19 protein-coding genes are annotated in these 17891 nt (G+C 69.2%); 9 read left to right on the top strand and 10 right to left on the bottom strand.

Annotated features, from left to right (window positions below; translation table 11 throughout):
- The first annotated feature begins 14 nt into the window (after positions 1-14).
- The 6 genes from E3O57_RS01315 to E3O57_RS01290 are packed head-to-tail and all read left to right on the top strand — an operon-like array spanning position 15 to position 5052.
- On the top strand, positions 15-767 hold the full coding sequence (locus E3O57_RS01315) for an HAD family hydrolase (protein ID WP_174776294.1): 753 nt from the start codon (positions 15-17) through the stop codon (positions 765-767).
- Complete coding sequence (gene phnD, locus E3O57_RS01310) at positions 767-1741, top strand: phosphate/phosphite/phosphonate ABC transporter substrate-binding protein (RefSeq protein WP_103459405.1); 975 nt, start codon at positions 767-769, stop codon at positions 1739-1741. The genes E3O57_RS01315 and phnD overlap by 1 nt, the downstream gene beginning before the upstream one ends.
- Before the next feature lie 3 nt (positions 1742-1744).
- Positions 1745-2566 (top strand): phosphonate ABC transporter ATP-binding protein, encoded by an 822-nt coding sequence (phnC, locus tag E3O57_RS01305; RefSeq protein WP_103478567.1) that lies wholly within the window; start codon positions 1745-1747, stop codon positions 2564-2566.
- Positions 2566-3369, top strand: coding sequence for a phosphonate ABC transporter, permease protein PhnE (phnE, locus tag E3O57_RS01300; RefSeq protein WP_088457395.1), 804 nt, complete (start codon positions 2566-2568; stop codon positions 3367-3369). The genes phnC and phnE (E3O57_RS01300) overlap by 1 nt, the downstream gene beginning before the upstream one ends.
- Entirely contained in the window at positions 3366-4208 is an 843-nt protein-coding gene (gene phnE, locus E3O57_RS01295; RefSeq protein ID WP_103478568.1) for a phosphonate ABC transporter, permease protein PhnE, read from the top strand. The genes phnE (E3O57_RS01300) and phnE (E3O57_RS01295) overlap by 4 nt, the downstream gene beginning before the upstream one ends.
- Positions 4192-5052, top strand: a complete 861-nt coding sequence (locus E3O57_RS01290) for a MurR/RpiR family transcriptional regulator (RefSeq protein WP_088457397.1) — start codon at positions 4192-4194, stop codon at positions 5050-5052. The genes phnE (E3O57_RS01295) and E3O57_RS01290 overlap by 17 nt, the downstream gene beginning before the upstream one ends.
- An 82-nt stretch (positions 5053-5134) precedes the next feature.
- Here the strand turns inward: E3O57_RS01290 and lhgO are convergent, their stop codons facing one another.
- Complete coding sequence (lhgO, locus tag E3O57_RS01285) at positions 5135-6343, bottom strand: L-2-hydroxyglutarate oxidase (RefSeq protein WP_103478569.1); 1209 nt, start codon at positions 6341-6343, stop codon at positions 5135-5137.
- A 373-nt stretch (positions 6344-6716) separates the two neighbouring features.
- On the opposite strand from lhgO, the gene E3O57_RS01280 reads away from it, so the two are divergent.
- On the top strand, positions 6717-7631 hold the full coding sequence (locus tag E3O57_RS01280; protein ID WP_103478570.1) for an endonuclease domain-containing protein: 915 nt from the start codon (positions 6717-6719) through the stop codon (positions 7629-7631).
- Between the two features lie 115 nt (positions 7632-7746).
- Here E3O57_RS01280 and E3O57_RS01275 read toward each other — a convergent pair whose 3' ends face one another.
- The 9 genes from E3O57_RS01275 to E3O57_RS01235 form a co-directional block, all read right to left on the bottom strand.
- Positions 7747-8703, bottom strand: a complete 957-nt coding sequence (locus tag E3O57_RS01275) for an SDR family NAD(P)-dependent oxidoreductase (protein WP_103478571.1) — start codon at positions 8701-8703, stop codon at positions 7747-7749.
- Positions 8700-9095 carry a chorismate mutase gene (locus E3O57_RS01270; protein ID WP_103478572.1) on the bottom strand — a complete coding sequence of 132 codons (396 nt, stop codon included), beginning with the start codon at positions 9093-9095 and terminating at the stop codon, positions 8700-8702. Before E3O57_RS01270 ends, E3O57_RS01275 begins: the two co-directional genes overlap by 4 nt.
- Positions 9096-9144: 49 nt before the next feature.
- Entirely contained in the window at positions 9145-10089 is a 945-nt protein-coding gene (locus E3O57_RS01265; RefSeq protein WP_341476109.1) for a DMT family transporter, read from the bottom strand.
- A 92-nt stretch (positions 10090-10181) separates the two neighbouring features.
- Positions 10182-10847 carry a GNAT family N-acetyltransferase gene (locus tag E3O57_RS01260; RefSeq protein ID WP_088457402.1) on the bottom strand — a complete coding sequence of 222 codons (666 nt, stop codon included), beginning with the start codon at positions 10845-10847 and terminating at the stop codon, positions 10182-10184.
- Positions 10848-10931: 84 nt separating this feature from the next.
- Positions 10932-12218 carry an adenylosuccinate synthase gene (locus E3O57_RS01255; protein ID WP_088457403.1) on the bottom strand — a complete coding sequence of 429 codons (1287 nt, stop codon included), beginning with the start codon at positions 12216-12218 and terminating at the stop codon, positions 10932-10934.
- A gap of 3 nt (positions 12219-12221) precedes the next feature.
- Positions 12222-12740, bottom strand: a complete 519-nt coding sequence (locus tag E3O57_RS01250) for a DUF3151 domain-containing protein (RefSeq protein ID WP_088457404.1) — start codon at positions 12738-12740, stop codon at positions 12222-12224.
- A gap of 101 nt (positions 12741-12841) precedes the next feature.
- Positions 12842-13414 carry a TetR/AcrR family transcriptional regulator gene (locus E3O57_RS01245; RefSeq protein WP_088457405.1) on the bottom strand — a complete coding sequence of 191 codons (573 nt, stop codon included), beginning with the start codon at positions 13412-13414 and terminating at the stop codon, positions 12842-12844.
- 38 nt (positions 13415-13452) lie between these two features.
- Complete coding sequence (locus tag E3O57_RS01240; protein ID WP_103478573.1) at positions 13453-15585, bottom strand: YhgE/Pip family protein; 2133 nt, start codon at positions 15583-15585, stop codon at positions 13453-13455.
- Positions 15586-16263: an ATP-binding cassette domain-containing protein gene (locus E3O57_RS01235; RefSeq protein WP_103430657.1), complete on the bottom strand. Its 678-nt coding sequence runs from the start codon at positions 16261-16263 to the stop codon at positions 15586-15588. It abuts the gene before it with no gap.
- Positions 16264-16504: 241 nt separating this feature from the next.
- Between E3O57_RS01235 and E3O57_RS01230 the strand changes: the two genes are divergently transcribed.
- Positions 16505-17179, top strand: a complete 675-nt coding sequence (locus E3O57_RS01230; protein WP_103478574.1) for a hypothetical protein — start codon at positions 16505-16507, stop codon at positions 17177-17179.
- A partial coding sequence (locus tag E3O57_RS01225; protein WP_166804753.1) for a YhgE/Pip family protein occupies positions 17176-17891 on the top strand: 716 nt, incomplete at its 3' end. The genes E3O57_RS01230 and E3O57_RS01225, both read left to right, overlap by 4 nt.

Here is a 17891-nt window from a genome sequence, read left to right as displayed (position 1 = left end):
GGATTGAGTAAAACGTGCCTTCTCGCGAACGGGTGTTGGTCTTCGACTTCGATGGGACTGTCTCCCTCGGGCACGGACCGATTCGTTCCTACGCACGATTCATCGCCGGCGGGCTGCCCACCGCACACGCCGTCGACTTCCTGGGTCGCTTCGAAGACAGCATCTCCGGCACCCCCTCGGCGACAACCTGCCCGGATGGGCAGCCGATCGACGGGTATGACCTGGTGCGCCTCCTGGCCGCGCATTACGACGTTGGCGCGAGCGCCCGCAGCGCTGCGTACCTGGCCAGCAGGCACCAGCTCGCCACCAACGCCGCTCCGGTCACCGCGCCGGCCGGCCTGGCGGACTTCCTCGCCGAGGCGCGCCCGGCTGCCTACCTGGTGCTCGCGACCAACGCCCCCGCCATCCGCATCGACGAAGCCCTCGCCGCGCTCGGTCTGACCGGGGCGTTCGACGTCGTGCACACCGACGTGGGCAAGCCCGCCGGATTCGACCCGCTGCTGGACAGCCTGCTCACCAGGCTGCCCGTCGGAGCGAACTCGACCAACCTCGCCAGCATCGGCGACGTCTGGGAGAACGACCTCGCGCCTGCCTATCGTCGCGGAGCGACCACCGCCCTCGTCGGCGCCCACCGGCCCTCCCCCGCCACCCCGACCTACCGGGCCGAACACCTGCACGAGCTGTACCCGGCTCTGCGCGGCTGGCTCGACTCCGCTTCCAGCACCCTTCCCTCCACCGTTCTCACCACAGAAAAGGCTGACCAGTGATCCCCAAGAAAGCACTCTCCTTCATCGCCGCGGCATCCTTCGCCGCCGTCGCCCTCACCGGCTGCGCCACCAGCGACTCGGCCGCGGACAGCACGCCCGCCCCGGCCGCCGACCCCGCCTCGCTCACCCTGGCCCTGGTGCCCTCGCAGGACCAGGCCGGGCTCGTCGACACCGCCAAGCCCCTCACCGACATGCTCACCGAGGCCCTCGGCATCCCCGTCACCGGCGTCGTCTCCAAGGACTACCAGGCCGCCGTCGAGGCGATGGGCGCCGACCAGGCTCAGATCGGCTTCCTGCCGTCCCTGCAGCTCTGGCAGGCCAGCGACATGTACGGCGCATCCGTGGTGTTGCAGACCGAACGTAACGGCAACATCACCTACCCGGCGCAGTTCATGACCAACAACCCCGACAAGTACTGCGACGACACCCCGGTGGAGCGCGACGGCATGCTGTTCTGCAACGGCGCAGACGCCCTCGCCGGCCCGGCCGGCCTGGACTCCATCAAGAAGGTCACCGGCGCCAAGGTGGCCCTGCTCGGCCCGGGCTCGCCCGCCGGCTACATCTACCCGGTCCTCGCGCTGAAGAACGCGGGCCTGGACACCGACGCCGACATCGAGCAGATCCCGGTGACCACCAACGACGCATCCGTGCTCGCCGTCTACAACGGTGACGCCGAAGTGGGCTTCAGCTTCTGGGATGCCCGCACCATCGTGGCCAAGGACAAGCCCGACGTGGGCGAGAAGGTCGTCGTGTTCGCACTGACCGACGAGATCCCCAACGACGGCGTGGCCCTCACCGAGAGCCTCTCCCCCGAGCTGCAGGAGAAGATCACCACCGCCCTGGCCGACTACTCCAGCACCGAAGAGGGTTCCGCCGTTCTCACCTCGATCTACTCCATCACCAAGCTCGCGCCCGCCGACCCGTCGACGCTCACCGTCGTCGCCGACGCGGCCACAAAGCTGGGACTGCAGTAGCCGATGACTGACCTTCACGAAAGCGCGGCGGCCGGGGTGCACACCCCGGCCGCCGCGCCGTGGTCGATCCGGATGCGGGACGTCAACGTGCGCTACCCCAACGGGGTCGTCGCGCTGAAGGACGTGTCCCTCAACATCGAAGCCGGCGAGATGGTCTCCGTGGTGGGACTGTCAGGCTCCGGTAAGAGCAGCCTGATCCGCACCATCAACGGGCTCGTGCCGATCAGCTCCGGCACCCTCGAGGTAGGCGGACGCCACCTGGAGACCGCCCGCGGCCGGGAACTACGGCAGCTGCGCGGCGAGATAGGCATGATTTTCCAGGGCTTCAACCTGGCCCGGCGCGCGAGCGTGCTGAACAACGTGCTCGTGGGCCGGCTCGCCCACACACCCACCTGGCGCACCCTGCTCGGCCTCTACCGGGCAGACGACAAGCAGATCGCCTACGAGGCGCTGAACAGCGTCGGTATTCTCGCGAAGGCATATGACCGCGCGTCCACGCTCTCGGGCGGTCAGCAGCAGCGGGTGGCCATCGCCCGCGCCCTGGCCCAACAGCCCAAGCTGGTGCTCGCCGACGAACCCGTCGCCAGCCTGGACCCGCCCACCGCGCACGGCGTGATGCGGGACCTGCGCCGGATCAACCAGGACCTGGGCATCACGGTGCTCACCAATCTGCACCTGCTGGACCTGGCCCGCACCTACGGCACCCGGCTGATCGGGCTGCGCGCGGGCGAGGTCGTCTACGACGGCCCGGCCGCCACCGCCTCCGACGCCGTGTTCGAGACCATCTACGGCCGGTCCATCCAACACGAGGATGTGCTCGGCTGATGAGCGCCCTGGCACCGTTGGTTCTACCGCCGAAGCCGCGCGGACGGTGGAAACCCTGGCTGGGCCTGGCCGTGGTGCTGCTCATCACGGCAGTCACGCTGAGTCCGCAGTGGGGCATCGCGTTCAGCTTCGACGCGATAGTGCGCAACTGGCAGAACGGCGCCGACAAGGTGCTCGCCCTGCTGCGACCGGACTGGACGTTCTTCCCGCGCACCATTCCACCCCTGGTGGAGACCCTGCAGATGGCCGTGATCGCCACCTTCGTGGGGGCCGTCGTCTCGCTGCCGCTCAGCCTCTGGGCGGCGCGGCTGACTAATCCGAACCGGTACACCCGCGGTGTGGTCAAGACCGTGCTCAACGCGGTGCGGTCGATTCCTGACCTGCTCTACGCATCCGTGCTGGTGGCGATGGTGGGAGTGGGCGCGCTGCCCGGCATTATCGCGCTGGTGCTGTTCAACGTGGGCATCATCGTGAAAATGGTGTCGGAGTCGATCGAGGTGAACGACGCCGGACCGCTCGAAGCCGGCCGCGCCGCCGGCGGCAGCCAGCTGCAGATCAACCGCGCCATCGCGCTGACGGATGCCTGGCCCGCGTTCGTGAACCAAACCCTGTATGTGCTCGAACTCAACGTGCGCGCCTCGACAGTGCTCGGCCTCGTGGGCGCGGGCGGGCTCGGCCTGCTCATCGACGCCGTGCGCACCTTCTACCGCTATGACCAACTGTCGCTGATCATCCTCGAGATCCTCGTGGTGGTCGTCGTCATCGACTCGGTCAGCGCCGCTATCCGACGGAGGCTGGTATGACCGCTCTCATCTCCTCCCCGCCCGCCACCCGCGCCCTCGTGTTGCCGGCCAAGCCCAGCTCGCGGGGCCGGCTGACCGCCGCCGTCGTGGTGACGGTCATCGTGATCGTCGCGTTCTGGTCGGTCGACATCAACTGGGCCAGGCTGGGCAGCCTGCCCGGCGAGATCGTGCGCTATCTCTGGCTGATGTTCGCCAATCCGAACTGGGACAAAATCGGCGAGGCGCTGCTGCAGACCTGGCGCTCCGTGCAGATGGCCTGGGTGGGCACGGTCATCGGCCTGGTGATTTCGCTGCCGCTGAGCTTTCTCGCCGCGCGCGGTTTCGCCCCCGCACCGGCCCGTGGCGCGTTGCGCCTCTTGTTCTCGGTCATCCGGGCGGTGCCGGAGATCATCATCGCCATCGCCATCCTGTCGGTGACCGGCCTGACACCGCTTACCGGGGCGCTCGCGCTGGCCGTGAACAGCGTCGGCACGCTGGGCAAGTGGGGGTACGAGGCCATCGAGGGTGTCGACCCCGGGCCCCTCGAGGCCGTGCGCGCGGCGGGCGGGTCGACCCCGGAGGTGATCCGTTGGGGCGTCTGGCCCCAGGCGATGCCCGACTTCATCTCGTTCTGGTTGTACCGATTCGAGATCAACGTGCGCGCATCCGCAATACTCGGCCTGATCGGTGTCGGCGGCATCGGCGACATGCTCACCTCGTACACTCAGTATCGCGAGTGGTCGACGGTGGGGATGCTGCTCCTCGTGGTGGTTGTCGTGACGATGAGCATCGATGCCGTGTCCGGCGCCCTGCGCCGGCGCATAACCGAAGGAGCATCCGTTCGTGAGCTGGACCGGTAACGACGACGCCACTGTGACGACCCGCATCGCCACCGTGCAAAATTCCCTGCAGCCCAGCGAGCTCAGCGTGGTCGGGTTGATCCTCTCCGACGCCGAGGGCGTGGTGGAGATGACCGCGCAGGACCTCTCCGACCGGGCCGGGGTGGCTCGGTCGAGCGTCATCCGCACCTGCCAGAAGCTGGGCTACCGCGGTTTCGCCCAGCTGCGGGTGGCCCTCACCCGGGAGCTCGCGCAGACGCTGGTGAGCGAGCGGGACTACGGCGAATCCGCGCTGGGCGCCATCCGCGCGGATATCGACGCGCTGGCCGCGACGCTGCCGCGCATCGCGAGTGTGCTCGGTGAGGATGCTGTGGAGCGGGCCGTGAGCACCATCGTGGGGGCGGGACGGTTGCTGGCGCTGGCCAGCGGGCTGTCCTCACCGCTGGCGCTGGACGTGGGCATGCGGCTCACCGCGATCGGCCGGCCCACCGAGTTCGTGGCCGACCCGATCGGGCAGCAGATCGCTGCCCGGCAGTTGACCGGGGCCGATGCGGTGCTGATCATCAGCGGCAGCGGTGCGAGCGAGGCGAGCCTCAAGGCCGCGCGTGCGGCCCGGCAGACCGGAGCGACGGTGCTGATCATCACATCGTTCGCCACCTCGCCGCTGGTCAGCCTGGCCGACGTCGCCCTGGTTGTGGCGCCGGCCCGGGGTACCTTCCGGCACGAACTCGAGCACACGTCGCGGGTGCCGCATGTGATCCTGATCGAAGCGCTGGTGGAGGTGGTGGCGGCCCGCCTGGGCGACCGCGCCCGGGTGACTCGCTCGGCCGTGCTCGAGATCCTCAGCGACAACCTCAGCGAGTAGGCAGGTCTTTGCCGCCCCGTCCGTGGCGGGTAGCGCCAGCAGAGGGGCAGCGAGCGCCGGCGAGGGTGCCCCGCCCCGTCGGCTAGTCGGTCGTGCGGGCGAAAACGTAGTGTTCGATCAGGTGATCGGCGATCGCCATCGACGACGTCGCGGCCGGTGACGGGGCGTTCCGCAGCAGGGTGACCGGGCCGACCTGGTCGACCGCGAAATCGTCCAGAAGGGCGCCGTCCCGGCCCCAGGCCTGGGCGCGCACCCCGGCGGCGGTCTTGCTCGTGAGGTCGTTCATCCTGAGTTCGGGGATGAACCGGCGGGCCTTGCGGTAGTACAACGGTTTCAGCAGGGAGCCGCTGATCTCGTCCAGTCCCATCCGCCAGTGCTGTTTCGCGAGAGTGCCGGCCCCCGGCCAGCGCAGCGAGTCCCAGGTGTCTTTCGGTGAGATGGTCAGCCAGGCGTAGCCCTCACGGGCGAGCGCCGGCACCGCGTTGGGCCCCACGTGCACGTCATCGTAGACACCGCGAGTGAAGTGCACGCCGAGGAACGGGAATCGAGGGTCGGGCACCGGGTAGATCATGCCGCGCACCAGGTCGGTGCGGGCGGCAGCCAGCGCCCAGTACTCACCGCGGAACGGCAGGATCTTCGGCGACGGGTCCGCGCCGACCAGGTGCGCCACCACGTCGGACTGCAGCCCGGCGCAGGCGATCACTCGGTCAACGAGATACTCGGAGTCGCGCGTGCGCACCCGCACGGTCTGGCCTTCGATGTGCAACGCCACGACCTCGTGGCCGGTCAGGATGGTGCCGCCGTGGCTGCGGACATCCTCGGCCATCGCCTCGGTGATCGCGCCGTAGTCCACTGCCGCGGTGTGCGGCGAGTGCACCGCGGCGATGCCCGCGACGGATGGTTCGATCTCACGGAGGCGGTCGAGCCCGTCGAGGCGGGCCAGGTCGGGCACCCCGTTGGCCAGTGACCGGCGCTCGATGTCGGCCAGGGCGGCCAGCTCGGACTCGTCGACCGCGACGACGAGCTTGCCCACCTCCCGGTAGGGCAGGTTCTTCTCGGCACAGTAGTCGCGGATGCTGATCCGGCCCGCGGCGCACAACCGCGCCTTGAGCGTGCCCGGCTGATAGTAGAGACCGGCGTGCACCACCCCCGAGTTGCGCCCGGTCTGGTGCGCGGCAAGCCGGTCTTCCTTCTCGAACACGGTGACGTCGCCGAATCCGCGTAATACGAGTGCCCGCGCGATAGCGACCCCTACGATTCCGCCGCCGATGATCGCAAGCCGATCGCCCATGCCCGTCCGTCCCGTTGCACCGCCCGTGGCGGACCACCGGTTCGACGAACCCCCGCACGGTGGCATCCTGCCCCCGGAGCGGTGCCTGGGCAATGCCCCGCCCGGCAGAACGCAGCATTCCAGGCCCGCATGCCCCGAGCACGCGGCGGCCCGCGTCCGGCATCCCGCGAAAGCGGCGAAACGGCTGCCTCACAGGGATGAAGCAGCCACACGACCGCTCTCGCGAAAGCACCCCTACCCCCACCTCCCGCGAGAGCGGCGAAAGGGCTGCCTCACAGGGATGAAGCAGCCACACGACCGCTCTCGCGGGATGCCGGGCGCGGGCTGGGGATAAGTTCGGCGCGGCGAGGGAGCCTAGGTCCATCCTCTGGAGATGAAGCGGCGCACCGAGATACCTACGGCTCTACGAGGTCGTGCATTCAGCCATCAAGAAGGGTTGGCCGAAGGCGTCACGCGGGCGCGGATGCGTGGCGACGACCTGGCCACGCCGTACTACGGGATCCGCTCCCCGCCCCTGGACCCGACTGACCCGCTCGCCCATGTCCGCGCATACCTGCCCCATCTCAGCAGTGAGCAGTTTTTCAGCCACTCCAGTGCGGCACTGATCCACGGCTTGCCGCTGCCACCGCGCCTTGCCCGCGACCCACGCGTGCACGTGTCGACACACATCGCCGGGTTGCGGCACGGCGGCCGCGGGGTGGTGGGGCACCACGTGCAGCGCGACCGTGTTCGGGTCGTCGTCGTAAGCGGAGTGCCGGTGACGGCTCCGGTCGACACCTGGTGTCAGCTGTCCACTCTGTTGGCGTTGGACACCCTGATTGAGGTGGGAGATGCGCTGGTGAGACGCAAGCGGCCGCTGGCAACCATGGCTGAGCTGCGCGCTGGCGTGTTGCGCTACACCGGGCAACGGGGTGCGAAAAGGCTGCGTGAAGCGTTCGAGTCGGTGCGTCCCCGCACGGACTCAGCCAAGGAGACAGCGACCAGGCTGATGATCGTGCGGGCCGGGCTACCCGAACCGGAGGTCAACGGTGAGATTTTCGACAGGCGCGGCCGCAAGATCGCGACCGGAGATCTGGTCTTTCGCGGGTACCGGGTCCTGGTGGAGTATGACGGCGAGCAGCACCGTGCGGACGAGGAGCAATATCACTGGGACGTTGACCGTCTTGACGCGATCATGGAGGCCGGCTGGCGCGTCATCCGCGTCAACAAATCGCACCTGAGGATGTCGCCCTCACCCGCCCTGCGGAAGATCACCACGGCTCTGGAAGCCGCAGGCTGGCGCCCCTGAGGCACGAAAGCGGCCCCGTGGTCGTTTCTCGGAAACTCAAGGGTCGCGAAAGCGGGAAGGTGGCTGCCTCAGCCCGCTGAGGTAGCCACGCGGCCGCTCTCGCGAGATAGCAGGGCTAGAGCGGCCCGAGTTGTGCGGGCAGGGCGAAGGGCTGGTCGACGAGGGCCTCGGTTCGGGTGAACAGGCGCTCGGCGATGCCACGGTCGAGTGAGGTGCGGGTGGGGTGCTGCAGGGCCGGCGCACCCCGGGTGAGGAACCGCGGGCCGTAGTACTGGCCACCGCGGGCATCCGGGTCGATCGCCGCGCGCACCGTGGGCCAGGCGCCGGCGTCTTTGCTCTGGGCGCCGATGAAGCCCTGCAGGGTGTCGGCGAAGCGTTTGGCCCGGCTGACCTCGTTGACCCCGCGGATGCCGGGGGTGAGTCCAGAGATCGAGTATCCGGGGTGCGACACCAGGCTCTGCACGCCGTCGGGGCCGCCCTGGCCGGCAGCGCGCAGGCGACGGTCGAGCTCGAAGCCGAACACCTGCATGGCGATCTTGGACTGCGCGTAGGCCTTCCAGCCGTTGTAGGTGACCTCCAGCTGCAGGTCATCCAGCGACGAGTCCATCAGCCGGGAGATCATCGAGCCGAGCGACACCACCCGGCTGCCGGGGGTGCGCTGCAGGGCGGGCAGCGCGAGGCTGGTGAGCAGGAAGTGCCCGGTGTAATTGGTGGCGAGCACCAGTTCGGCACCGTCCAGGCTCACGGAGCGGTCCTGCGGCGGGTGCACGATGCCGGCGTTGAGGATGAGGCCGTCCAGCCGCGGGAATTCGAGTATCCGGTCGGCGGCGCCGCGCACCGAGCCGAGATCGGCCACGTCGAGGGCGAGAGCGGAGACGGAGGCTCCCGGCACCCGTCCGCGGATCGCGGCGATGGCGGCCGCGGCCTTGGCCGGGTTGCGGCAGGCGAGCACCACGTGGGCGCCGGCGCCGGCCAGCTGCTCGCTCGTGAAGTAACCGAGGCCCGCGTTGGCGCCCGTGACCACGAAGGTGCGCCCGGACTGGTCGGGCAGCGCGCGCGGGTTCCAGCTCACGCTGAGGTGGAGGGGTGGGCCGGGTCGGCGGGGCGAGACGCGGCTGCGCCCGCGGCCCTGGCGCCCCCGGACGAGTCGCCGGCGATCTTCTCGTGGTGGTGGATGACCTCGGCGATGATGAAATTGAGGAACTTCTCGGCGAACGCCGGGTCCAGTCTGGCGTCCTCGGCCAGGCCGCGCAGGCGCTGGATCTGCAAGAACTCCCGGGCCGGGTCGGCCGGGGGCAGACCGTGCTCGGCCTTCAGCCTTCCCACGCTCTGGGTGAACTTGAACCGCTCGGCGAGCAGGTGAATGAGCGCGGCATCGATGTTGTCGATGCTCTGGCGGATGCTCTGCAACTCGTTGATCGCGTCCTGCCCCGCTTCAGCGGGCAATTCCTCGTTTACAGCCATGTCCTTACGATATTGCACCGGCCCGGATGCCCGCGCCGGGCGGCGCCGCTCACGAGGCGGTTCGAGGCACCGCCAGCGGCAGCCGCAGCCGTTTCTGGGTCAGCAGGATGCCGAGCAGCACAAGCACGGCCCCGGCCGGTTCGTGCCAGGAGAACGTTTCGGCCAACACCAGCACCCCGAGCAGCACACCGACCACCGGGGTGACGTAGGTCACCGTGGAGGTGGTCGTCGGCCCCCAGGCCCGCAGGACGTTGATGTGCCAGATGTACGCGAATCCGGTGCCGAGCACCCCGAGGGTGAGCAGGCTGAGCACGATCGGCATGGTCAGGGACACCGGCTGCCAGGCGAGCACGGGCGTGAGCACGAGCATCACGACGCCGGCCAGGCCGATGTTCAGGAAGGCGAAGGTGGTGCCCGCGATGGGCCGGCCGCTGAGGTGCTTGCGGGTGTACCCGAAGGTGAAGCCGTAGCAGAGCGCCGCGCCCAGGCAGGCGAGTTGGCCCCACAGGTCACCGTTCAGCTCCGAATACTGCCATGGCGCGATGATCACGACCACACCCATGATGCCGATCAGCACGCCGATCACCTGGTCGCGGGCGAGTTTCTCCACCCTGAACACGGCGGTGACCATCACCGCGGTCATGATGGGCGTGACGGCGTTGTAGATGCTGGCCAGGCTCGACGACACGTACTGCTCGGCCCAGGCGAACAGCAGGTGCGGCACGACGCATCCGGTGAGCGCGATCACCAGGAAATGCAGCCAGACGACGCCCTCCCGGGGCAGCACCGGACCGTTGTTCAGACGCGGGCGGGTGGCCAGCACGATGAGGCCCAGCGTGAGCCCCCCGAAGACCAGGCGTGACCAGGCGACCTGGCCGAAGCTCACGCCGTCGAGTGCCACCTTCATGAACAGGAAGCTGGCGCCCCAGACCACCCCCATCCCGAGGAATTGCAGGGCCACCCTGGGGTTGTTGGGGCTGGAAATATCAGTCACCCGCTGACCCTAGCCCACGGGCGCGGTGCCCGGCGGGCACCGTGACCCGCGCCGACGGTGATGTCCGAAAATCGCGGGCGGATGACCGTAAATCAGCTGGGTGTGACCCGACGGCGGGGTGCCCGCGGGTCGCGGTACTCCACGACTTTGCCGCCGAAAACGTCGAGTCGTTTGTGCAGCCCGGCCTGCACGACAGGCCACTCGTCGGCGAGAACCGAGTACACGGCGGTATCCCGCCAGGACCCGTCCGCCCGGCGCTGCACCCGCCGGTTGATGCCCTCGAACTGGGCGCCGATGCCCAGGATCGCGGCCCGGGAGCGCGAGTTGAGCACGTCGGCCTGGATCTTGACCCGGCCGAAGCCGCTGTCGAAGGCGGCACCGAGCATCAGCAGCTTGGTCTCCGGGTTCACCGCGGTGCCCCAGACCTGCGGGGCGTATGCGGTCCAGCCCAGGTGCAGTGCCTCGTTGGGCAGGTCGATGTCGCCCAGCGTCGAGGTGCCCACCAGGTTGCCGGCGTGTGGGCCGGAGACGACGCGAACGGCGTAGGGGTGGGCATCCCACTGGTAGTAATTGAGGGCGAAGGCCACGAAATCATCGAGGTCGGCGGGTAGGCCGTGCGGACCGCCGCCGTAACCACCGGCGAAGACGGCCGGATGCGCGATGGCGCGATGCAGCTCGGGCAGGTGTGCCCGGCTGAGCGGTTCCAGGCACACGAAGCGCCCCGTCAGCAGCCTCGCCTGGGGTGGAAACGCGGTCACGTGGGTTCTCCCTTCGCCGAACCGTGAGCTGAGCCCCAAAAACTCGGGGTCGGGGCCGTGCTCACGGTTCGCGTGCGGTGCGGGTTAGTCGATGAGGTCGTGACGGGTGAGGATGGCCTCGCGGTCGGGGCCCACGCCGATCGCGGAGATGCGGGCGCCGCTCATTGCTTCGAGGGCGAGCACGTAGTCCTGGGCGTTCTTGGGCAGGTCCTCGAAGTGACGCACCATGGTGATGTCCTCGGTCCAACCGGGGTACTCCTCGTAGACCGGCTTCGCGTGGTGGAAGTCGGACTGCGACACGGGCACCTCGTCGAAGCGCACCCCGTCGACCTCGTAGGCGACGCAGACCGGGATGGTCTCCAGGCCCGTGAGCACGTCGAGCTTGGTGAGAACGAAGTCGGTGACACCGTTGATGCGGGCTGTGTAGCGGGCGATCGGGGCGTCGTACCAGCCGCACCGGCGCGGGCGGCCGGTGGTGGTGCCGAACTCGAAGCCCTTGGCGCGAAGGAACTCGCCGGACTCGTCGAACAGCTCGGTGGGGAACGGACCGGCGCCGACCCGGGTCGTGTACGCCTTGACGACCGCGATGATGCGGTCGATCCGGTTCGGGCCGATGCCGGAACCGGTCACCGCGCCGCCGGAGGTGGCATTCGACGAGGTGACGAACGGGTAGGTGCCGTGGTCGACATCCAGCATCGTGGCCTGGCCGCCCTCGAACAGAACGGTCTTGCCCTCGGTGAGCGCCTGGTGCAGCAGCAGCGCGGTGTCGGCGACCATGGGGCGCAGGCGTTCGGCGTAGCTGAGCAGGTCGTCGACGATCTCGTCGACCGTGATGGCGCGGCGGTTGTAGACCTTGACCAGCATGTGGTTCTTCTGGCCGAGGGCGCCCTCGACCTTCTGGCGCAGGATGTTCTCGTCGAACAGGTCCTGGATGCGGATGCCGACCCGGTTGATCTTGTCGGCGTAGGTCGGGCCGATGCCGCGGCCGGTGGTGCCGATCTGGCGCTTGCCCAGGAACCGCTCGGTGACCTTGTCCATGGTGCGGTGGTACTGCGTGATGACGTGCGCGTTGGCGCTCACGCGCAGCTTCGACACGTCCACGCCGCGGGAGCTGAGCGCGTCGAGTTCCTCGAAGAGAACCTCGATGTCGACGACGACGCCATTGGCGATCACCGGGGTCACGCCGGGGGTGAGGATGCCCGAGGGCAGCAGGTGTAGCGCATACTTCTCGTTACCCACGACCACGGTGTGGCCGGCGTTGTTGCCGCCGTTGAACTTGACGACGTAGTCGACACGGCTGCCGAGGAGGTCGGTGGCCTTACCCTTACCTTCGTCGCCCCACTGGGCGCCGATCAGAACAATTGCTGGCATGGGTTAGTTGTCTCCTCGAATAACAAAGGCGGCGGTCGGCGGGGCCGGGTCGTCGCCGGGCGAAACGGCGGGCTGAATCGCCGGGAACATCTGGGTCTCGGTGTGCTGCGAGCGCAACCGGGTGATGACGGTGGGGTCCGCGCCCGTAAGGAACGCGGTGAGACGCTCGAACTCGTCGGTCTCGCCGATCTCGGCCGCGGCACGGCGGAGGGCGAACAGCGCGCGGAGCACGCCCCGGTTGGGTTCGTGCGCCCACGGGATCGGGCCCTGGCCACGCCAGCCGGCCTTACGGAGGGCGTCGAGGCCCCGGTGGTAGCCCACCCGGGCATAGGCGTAGGCCTCGAGCAGGCGACCCTGGCTGTGCGTGTAGTCGGCAAGCGCCGACCAGGCCAGCGATGACTTCGGATGCGCCGCCACCACGGTCGCAATATCCTGCGTTGCGGTTCGGCTGAGCGCTTCGGTCACCTCCGGTTCCGCGGGTAGGAGGGTCTCGGGCTGGTCGATCAGATTTGCGCCGGTCACACTCGATACTACCGCGACCCGCGATTCAGCCCCGCGAGCTGCGACTTAAGCACCACATTCGCCCGATTCTGGGGCTCAGGTCACAGTTCGCGACAGGGGGCTCAGGCGAGCAGGCCGCCGGAGAGGGACTCGAGGATGGCCGCGGAGACCTCGTCGCGGTGCCGGTCGGGCTCGAAGACCAGCCATTCCAGGCCGGCCATGAGCACGGCACCGAACACGCTGGACGCCATCAGCCCGCTGGTGCCGGCCGCCGCGGTGGCCGGCTTGGTCTCGGCGATCGCCTCGGCGAAGACCGCGAGGGCGTCGTGCCGCAGGGCGAACAGGGTCTTCTGCCAGGCCCGGTCGGTGCGGAAGATCTCGGCCGCCATCAGCTTGGCCAGGCCCGCGTTGGCCTCGATCCGGTCGAGCAGCACCGTGATCAACGCTTCCAGCGCGGCCCGGCCGTGCAGGCCGGTGCGCGCCTCGCGGAGAGAATCGGCGAGCGCGCCGACCCCCTCCTGCAACAGCGCCTCGAAGAGGTTGTCCTTCGAGCTGAAGTTGTAATACAGGCTGCCCTTGGCCACCCCGGCGCGCTCCGCGACGTCATCCATCGTGGTGCCGGTGATCCCGCGGGTGGCGGCCAGCTCCAGCGCGGCATCCAGGATCGCTCGTTTGGTTCCGATCGCGCGGGGCATGGGCCGGTCCTCTCAGTGCACTCGGTGCGGGCTCAGGGCTAGATGGTCATCTCGGGGTGCAGCCGGGTGATCGTCCACATCCGCTGCCGGGACGCGCTCCAGGCGCTGACGGCGATCGAGCCGACCAGGATGCCCACGAGCACAAGCACGGAGAGCCACAGTCTAGAGTCGATTCCTCCGGTGATGAGCTGCCGGAGCCCGGTGACCACGTACGAGGCGGGCATCCACGGGTGCAGGATCTGGAAGAACTCCGGCGTGGTCTCCACCGGGTAGGTTCCGCCCGACGAGCTCAGTTGCAGCATGAGCAGCACCAGGCTGACCACGCGGCCGGCCGCGGTGCCCAACAGGATGATGAACATCTGTTGCAGCGCCAGGAACGCCAGAGTGGTGAGGTAGATGAAGACCGACATGCCCAGCCAGTGCGCCGGGGTGAGCCCGATGCCGTAGACCAGCACCAGGACCATGATCACGACCTGGCTGAGGCCGATCGCCATGGCCGGCAGGAACCCGGTCATCGTGGCGCGCAGCCCGGAGGCGGCGCTGGCCAGCGCCCGGGTGGGCAGCGCCCGCAGGATCAGCCAGGTGATCAGCGCACCGACGAAGGTGGCCAGGGCGAGGAAGAAGGGCGCGAACCCCTCTCCGAAGCTGTCGGAGGCGTTCTCCCAGGTCTGCTTGAGGTCGACCGGGTTCGCGATCACCGAGGCCTTCGTGGCGATCTGCGCGTCACTGTCGTCCGGCGCGGCTGCCGCGCCGGTCGCAAGGGCATCGGCGAGGGTGTGGCCGCCATCGGCGAGTTGCACGGTGCCGGACTGCAATTCGGTCCCGCCGTCGACCAGCTTGGTGCTGCCGTCGACGAGGGTGCCGGTTCCGGCGGCCAGGCTGTCAGCGCCGTCGGCGAGGGTCGCCGATCCGGTGGCCGCGGTCGCCGCGCCGGTGGCGAGCTTGCCGGCCCCGGCAGAGAGGGCGCCGGCGCCGGCGGCGACGTCCGAGGCTCCGGATGCGACCTGGGCGGCGCCGGGGGCACCACCGGTGAGGGCGTCGGAGAGCTGGCCCAGACCGGCGGCGAACTGCCCGCTGGAGGTCGCGTAGGCCGAGATCTGGGTCGCGGCACCCTGCGTCTGGGTGTTGAGGGTGTCGGCGCCGCCGGCGAGCTTGGTCACCGAGGGCAGGAAGGCGGAGGCCGGTGTTCCGGCCGGGGCCGCAGCGATGGCCGCCTCGAGATTCTTCAGACCATCGGAGAGCGTGGTCGTCCCGGTGGCGAGCTGCCCGGCACCGGTGGCGATGGAGGTGGCCCCGGCGGCGAGCTGGTCGGAGGAGTCGGAGAGGGTGGCTGCCCCGGTGGCGGCCTTGGCGAAGCCGTCGGACACCTTCTGGGATCCGTCGGCGACCGCGGTGGCACCGTCGGCGAGTTTCACCGAGGAGTCGGACAGGGTCGCCGCTCCGGTGGACAGCGTGCCGAGCCCGGTGGCCAACGTGGAGGAGCCGTCGGCCACCTGCGCGGCGCCGTCGTCGAGCTCCACGGCGCCGGCGGAGAGGTCGCCCAACCCGTCGACGAGGGTGCCGGTGCCGGTTTCGGCCGTCGTGAGGCCGTCGGCGAGGGTGCCGGCGCCGTCTGCCGCGCTGCGGATGCCGTCGCCGGCCTCGTTCACGGCCACGAGCATCGCGCTGACGGTTTGGTCGCCGATGTTCACCGACACGGCGTCGCGCAGCTGCACCATGGCCTGCTTGCCCAGGGTGGAGGCGAGGAAGCTGTTGCTGTCGTTGTAGTCGACCTGCACCTCGGCCGCGGTGGGGGTGTCGGTGCCGGCGGAGATCGCGTCGGTGGAGAAGTCGGCGGGGATGGTGACGGAGAAGTAGTAGTCGCCGTCGATGACGCCGGTGGCGGCATCCGCGGCACTGGTTTCGACCCAGCCCAGGTCGTTGCCGTCGATGAGCTTGTCGACGAGGTCGGCGCCGGCACTGAACTCCTCACCGTCGCGGGTGGCGCCGGTGTCGGTGTTGACCAGGGCGACCGGCAGGTGGCTGAGCTCCTTGTCGGGCGCCCAGAAGGCCCACAGGTACAGGGCGCCGTAAATCAGGGGGATGAACATCAGCACGACGAGTGCGATCTTGGGCAGAGTGCCCTTGCCGAAGCGGCGCAGCTCCGTTCCCGTAGAGAGGAAGGCGAACATCTAGCGAATCTCCTGGTTCATGTACAGGACGGTCGGGTCGATGCCCAATTCCGCCCACATTTCAAAGTCCGGTGCGATCGCCGAGGCGATCACGGGGGTGCCGGCCTGCACGATCGCGCCGAGCCGGTACCAGAGCTGGCGGCGGGCCTCGGCGGAGTGCACCTGCTCGACCTGGTCGAAGAACAGCACGTCGGGCCGGCTCATCATGGCCAGCGACGCGCGCAGCAGCACCATCTCCACCTCGTCGAGGTCCCAGATCATGGTGCTGGCGGCGGGCACGGGGATGTCACCGAAGACGGGGCCGCAGACACGGGCGACCTCGGCATCGTCGACCGCGCGGATGAAGGACCACCACGGGGCGAGCCAGGCGTGGCGTTCGCGGATGGCCGCGGCCACGCTGACCGACTCCTCGAGGGTGTCGATGCCGTGGAACCCTGACACGCCCGTGCGGCGCTGGATTCGCCTGGCGTGACGGGGCAGGTCCTCCCCGAGCACGAACAGGCTGCCGGAGCTGGGCTTCATCCGCCCGGCCAGGGTGAGGAGCAGGCTCGTGCGGCCGCTGCCGGCCGGACCGCAGATCACGGTGAGGCCGTCGTCGGCGCTGAAGCTCAGCGGCCCGAAGACCACGCCCCGCTTGTGACTCACGCTCAGTTCATCCGCTATCAGTGTCGCCTGCACGTCGTTCCTCTCTCGTCGGCATCTTTGTACCGACTAGTCAGTATAGATCCGCTCTTTCAACGGATGCAAGCGCACCCCTGGCTTGGGTGTTCTCTGAGAGCTTTCGAACTCACACTGACCAGTCAGCCCAAGTCAGAGTGGGTGAATTAGAGTGTGACCCTGTCGCAGCGCCGCGGTGCCCTTTTCCCCCAGAATTCGGTCCGGCGCTGGTCGGGCCCCTCTCCCCCCTGGAGGCGCTCGCATGCGCGTTAACCTCACTGCTGTCACCAAAGGACCGAAGAACTCGGCCCTGCCGGAAACGACCCTGGAATTCGCCAGCGGCGCCGTCACGTTTGCTCGCGCCGAGACCGAACGCCGCCCCACTGTTCTGGGCCTGATCGCCTCGGGGCGGATGCGGCCGGATGCCGGAACGGTCACCCTGGACGGCAACACCGACTATGCGGGACTGCGCCGCCAGATCGCCCTCGTCGACGCCCTCGGGGTCTCGGAGCCGGCCGCGGACCTCAAGGTTGACGAGGTGGTGGCCGAAGAGCTCATGTTCGCCGGCCGCCTCGGCCGCCGCCGCACGGTCACGCGGGTGCTCACCGAGCTCGGCCTCGCCGACCAGGCACGCTCCGACATGGGCGACCTCGCGCCCGACGACCGCATCCGCCTGCTCACCGAGCTGGCTGTGCTTCGCGACGGCGTTCTGGGCCTCGTTCTCACCTCGCCCGACCGCCACGGCGGCGACCCGTTGGGCTGGTGGGACGTCGCGGGCGGCCTGGCCGCGCGGGGGTATGCGGTCCTCGTGATCGCCGGTGACGCCTCCGCTCACGCGATCGCCGACCTGGAACTGACCAACCTCGAGCCGGCCGGGGAACTGCCCGCCGGACTCGTACGCTCATCCCTCACCACCGCTGGAGCCGACGAACTGTGAAGATCTTCGCCATGATCCGTGCCGAGCTGGCGCGCCTGACCGCCACGACCATGTCCCGCGTGGCACTCGTCGCGCTGATGCTGGTGCCCGTGCTCTACGGCGGCCTCTACCTCTGGGCCAACCAGGACCCGTACGCGGGCCTGGACCGGGTGCCCGTGGCCCTGGTCGTGTCCGACACCGGCTCGGAGCTGGACGGCGCCGCCACCAATTACGGCACCGACGTCGCCGAGCAGCTCATCGAGGACGGCACCTTCGACTGGCACACCGTGACCGCGGCGACCGCGAAGGCCGGTGTGGCCGACGCCACCTACGACTTCAGCGTCACGATTCCCGCCGACTTCTCCAGCTCGATCGCCTCGTCCTCATCCGATACCCCGCACCAGGCCACGATCACCCTCACCACCAACGACACCAACAGCTATCTCGCCTCCACGATCGGCAGCCAGGCCGCCCAGACCATTCGGGATGCCATCGTCGAACGGGTCAACGAGCAGGCCGCCGACACCCTGCTCATCGGCCTGTCCGACATCCGCTCGAGCCTGGTCGACGCCGCCGACGGCGCCACCCGGCTGACGGATGGCGCCTCGACCGCCGTCGACGGCGGCAGCAGCCTCGCCGACGGGGCGGGCCGGCTCGCAGACGGCACCGGCCAGCTGGCCACGGGAGCCGGCACCCTCGCCGACGGCACCGGGCAGCTCGCCGACGGTGCCGC

Origin of the sequence: Cryobacterium sp. TMN-39-2 (genome assembly GCF_004402745.1) — a bacterium.
Classification (GTDB): domain Bacteria; phylum Actinomycetota; class Actinomycetes; order Actinomycetales; family Microbacteriaceae; genus Cryobacterium; species Cryobacterium zongtaii.
Note: the sequence above shows the minus strand (reverse complement) of the source record. Positions and strands in the feature narration are given on the sequence as shown.

Bases quoted from the DNA above. Each gene is read 5' to 3' on its own strand.
- phnE (WP_103478568.1), top strand. From the start codon at position 3,366: ATGACCGCTCTCATCTCCTCCCCGCCCGCCACCCGCGCCCTCGTGTTG.
- phnC (WP_103478567.1), top strand. From the start codon at position 1,745: ATGACTGACCTTCACGAAAGCGCGGCGGCCGGGGTGCACACCCCGGCC.
- lhgO (WP_103478569.1), bottom strand. From the start codon at position 6,343: ATGGGCGATCGGCTTGCGATCATCGGCGGCGGAATCGTAGGGGTCGCT.
- E3O57_RS01240 (WP_103478573.1), bottom strand. From the start codon at position 15,585: ATGTTCGCCTTCCTCTCTACGGGAACGGAGCTGCGCCGCTTCGGCAAG.
- E3O57_RS01255 (WP_088457403.1), bottom strand. From the start codon at position 12,218: ATGCCAGCAATTGTTCTGATCGGCGCCCAGTGGGGCGACGAAGGTAAG.
- phnE (WP_088457395.1), top strand. From the start codon at position 2,566: ATGAGCGCCCTGGCACCGTTGGTTCTACCGCCGAAGCCGCGCGGACGG.
- E3O57_RS01245 (WP_088457405.1), bottom strand. From the start codon at position 13,414: ATGCCCCGCGCGATCGGAACCAAACGAGCGATCCTGGATGCCGCGCTG.
- E3O57_RS01280 (WP_103478570.1), top strand. From the start codon at position 6,717: ATGAAGCGGCGCACCGAGATACCTACGGCTCTACGAGGTCGTGCATTC.
- E3O57_RS01270 (WP_103478572.1), bottom strand. From the start codon at position 9,095: ATGGCTGTAAACGAGGAATTGCCCGCTGAAGCGGGGCAGGACGCGATC.
- E3O57_RS01230 (WP_103478574.1), top strand. From the start codon at position 16,505: ATGCGCGTTAACCTCACTGCTGTCACCAAAGGACCGAAGAACTCGGCC.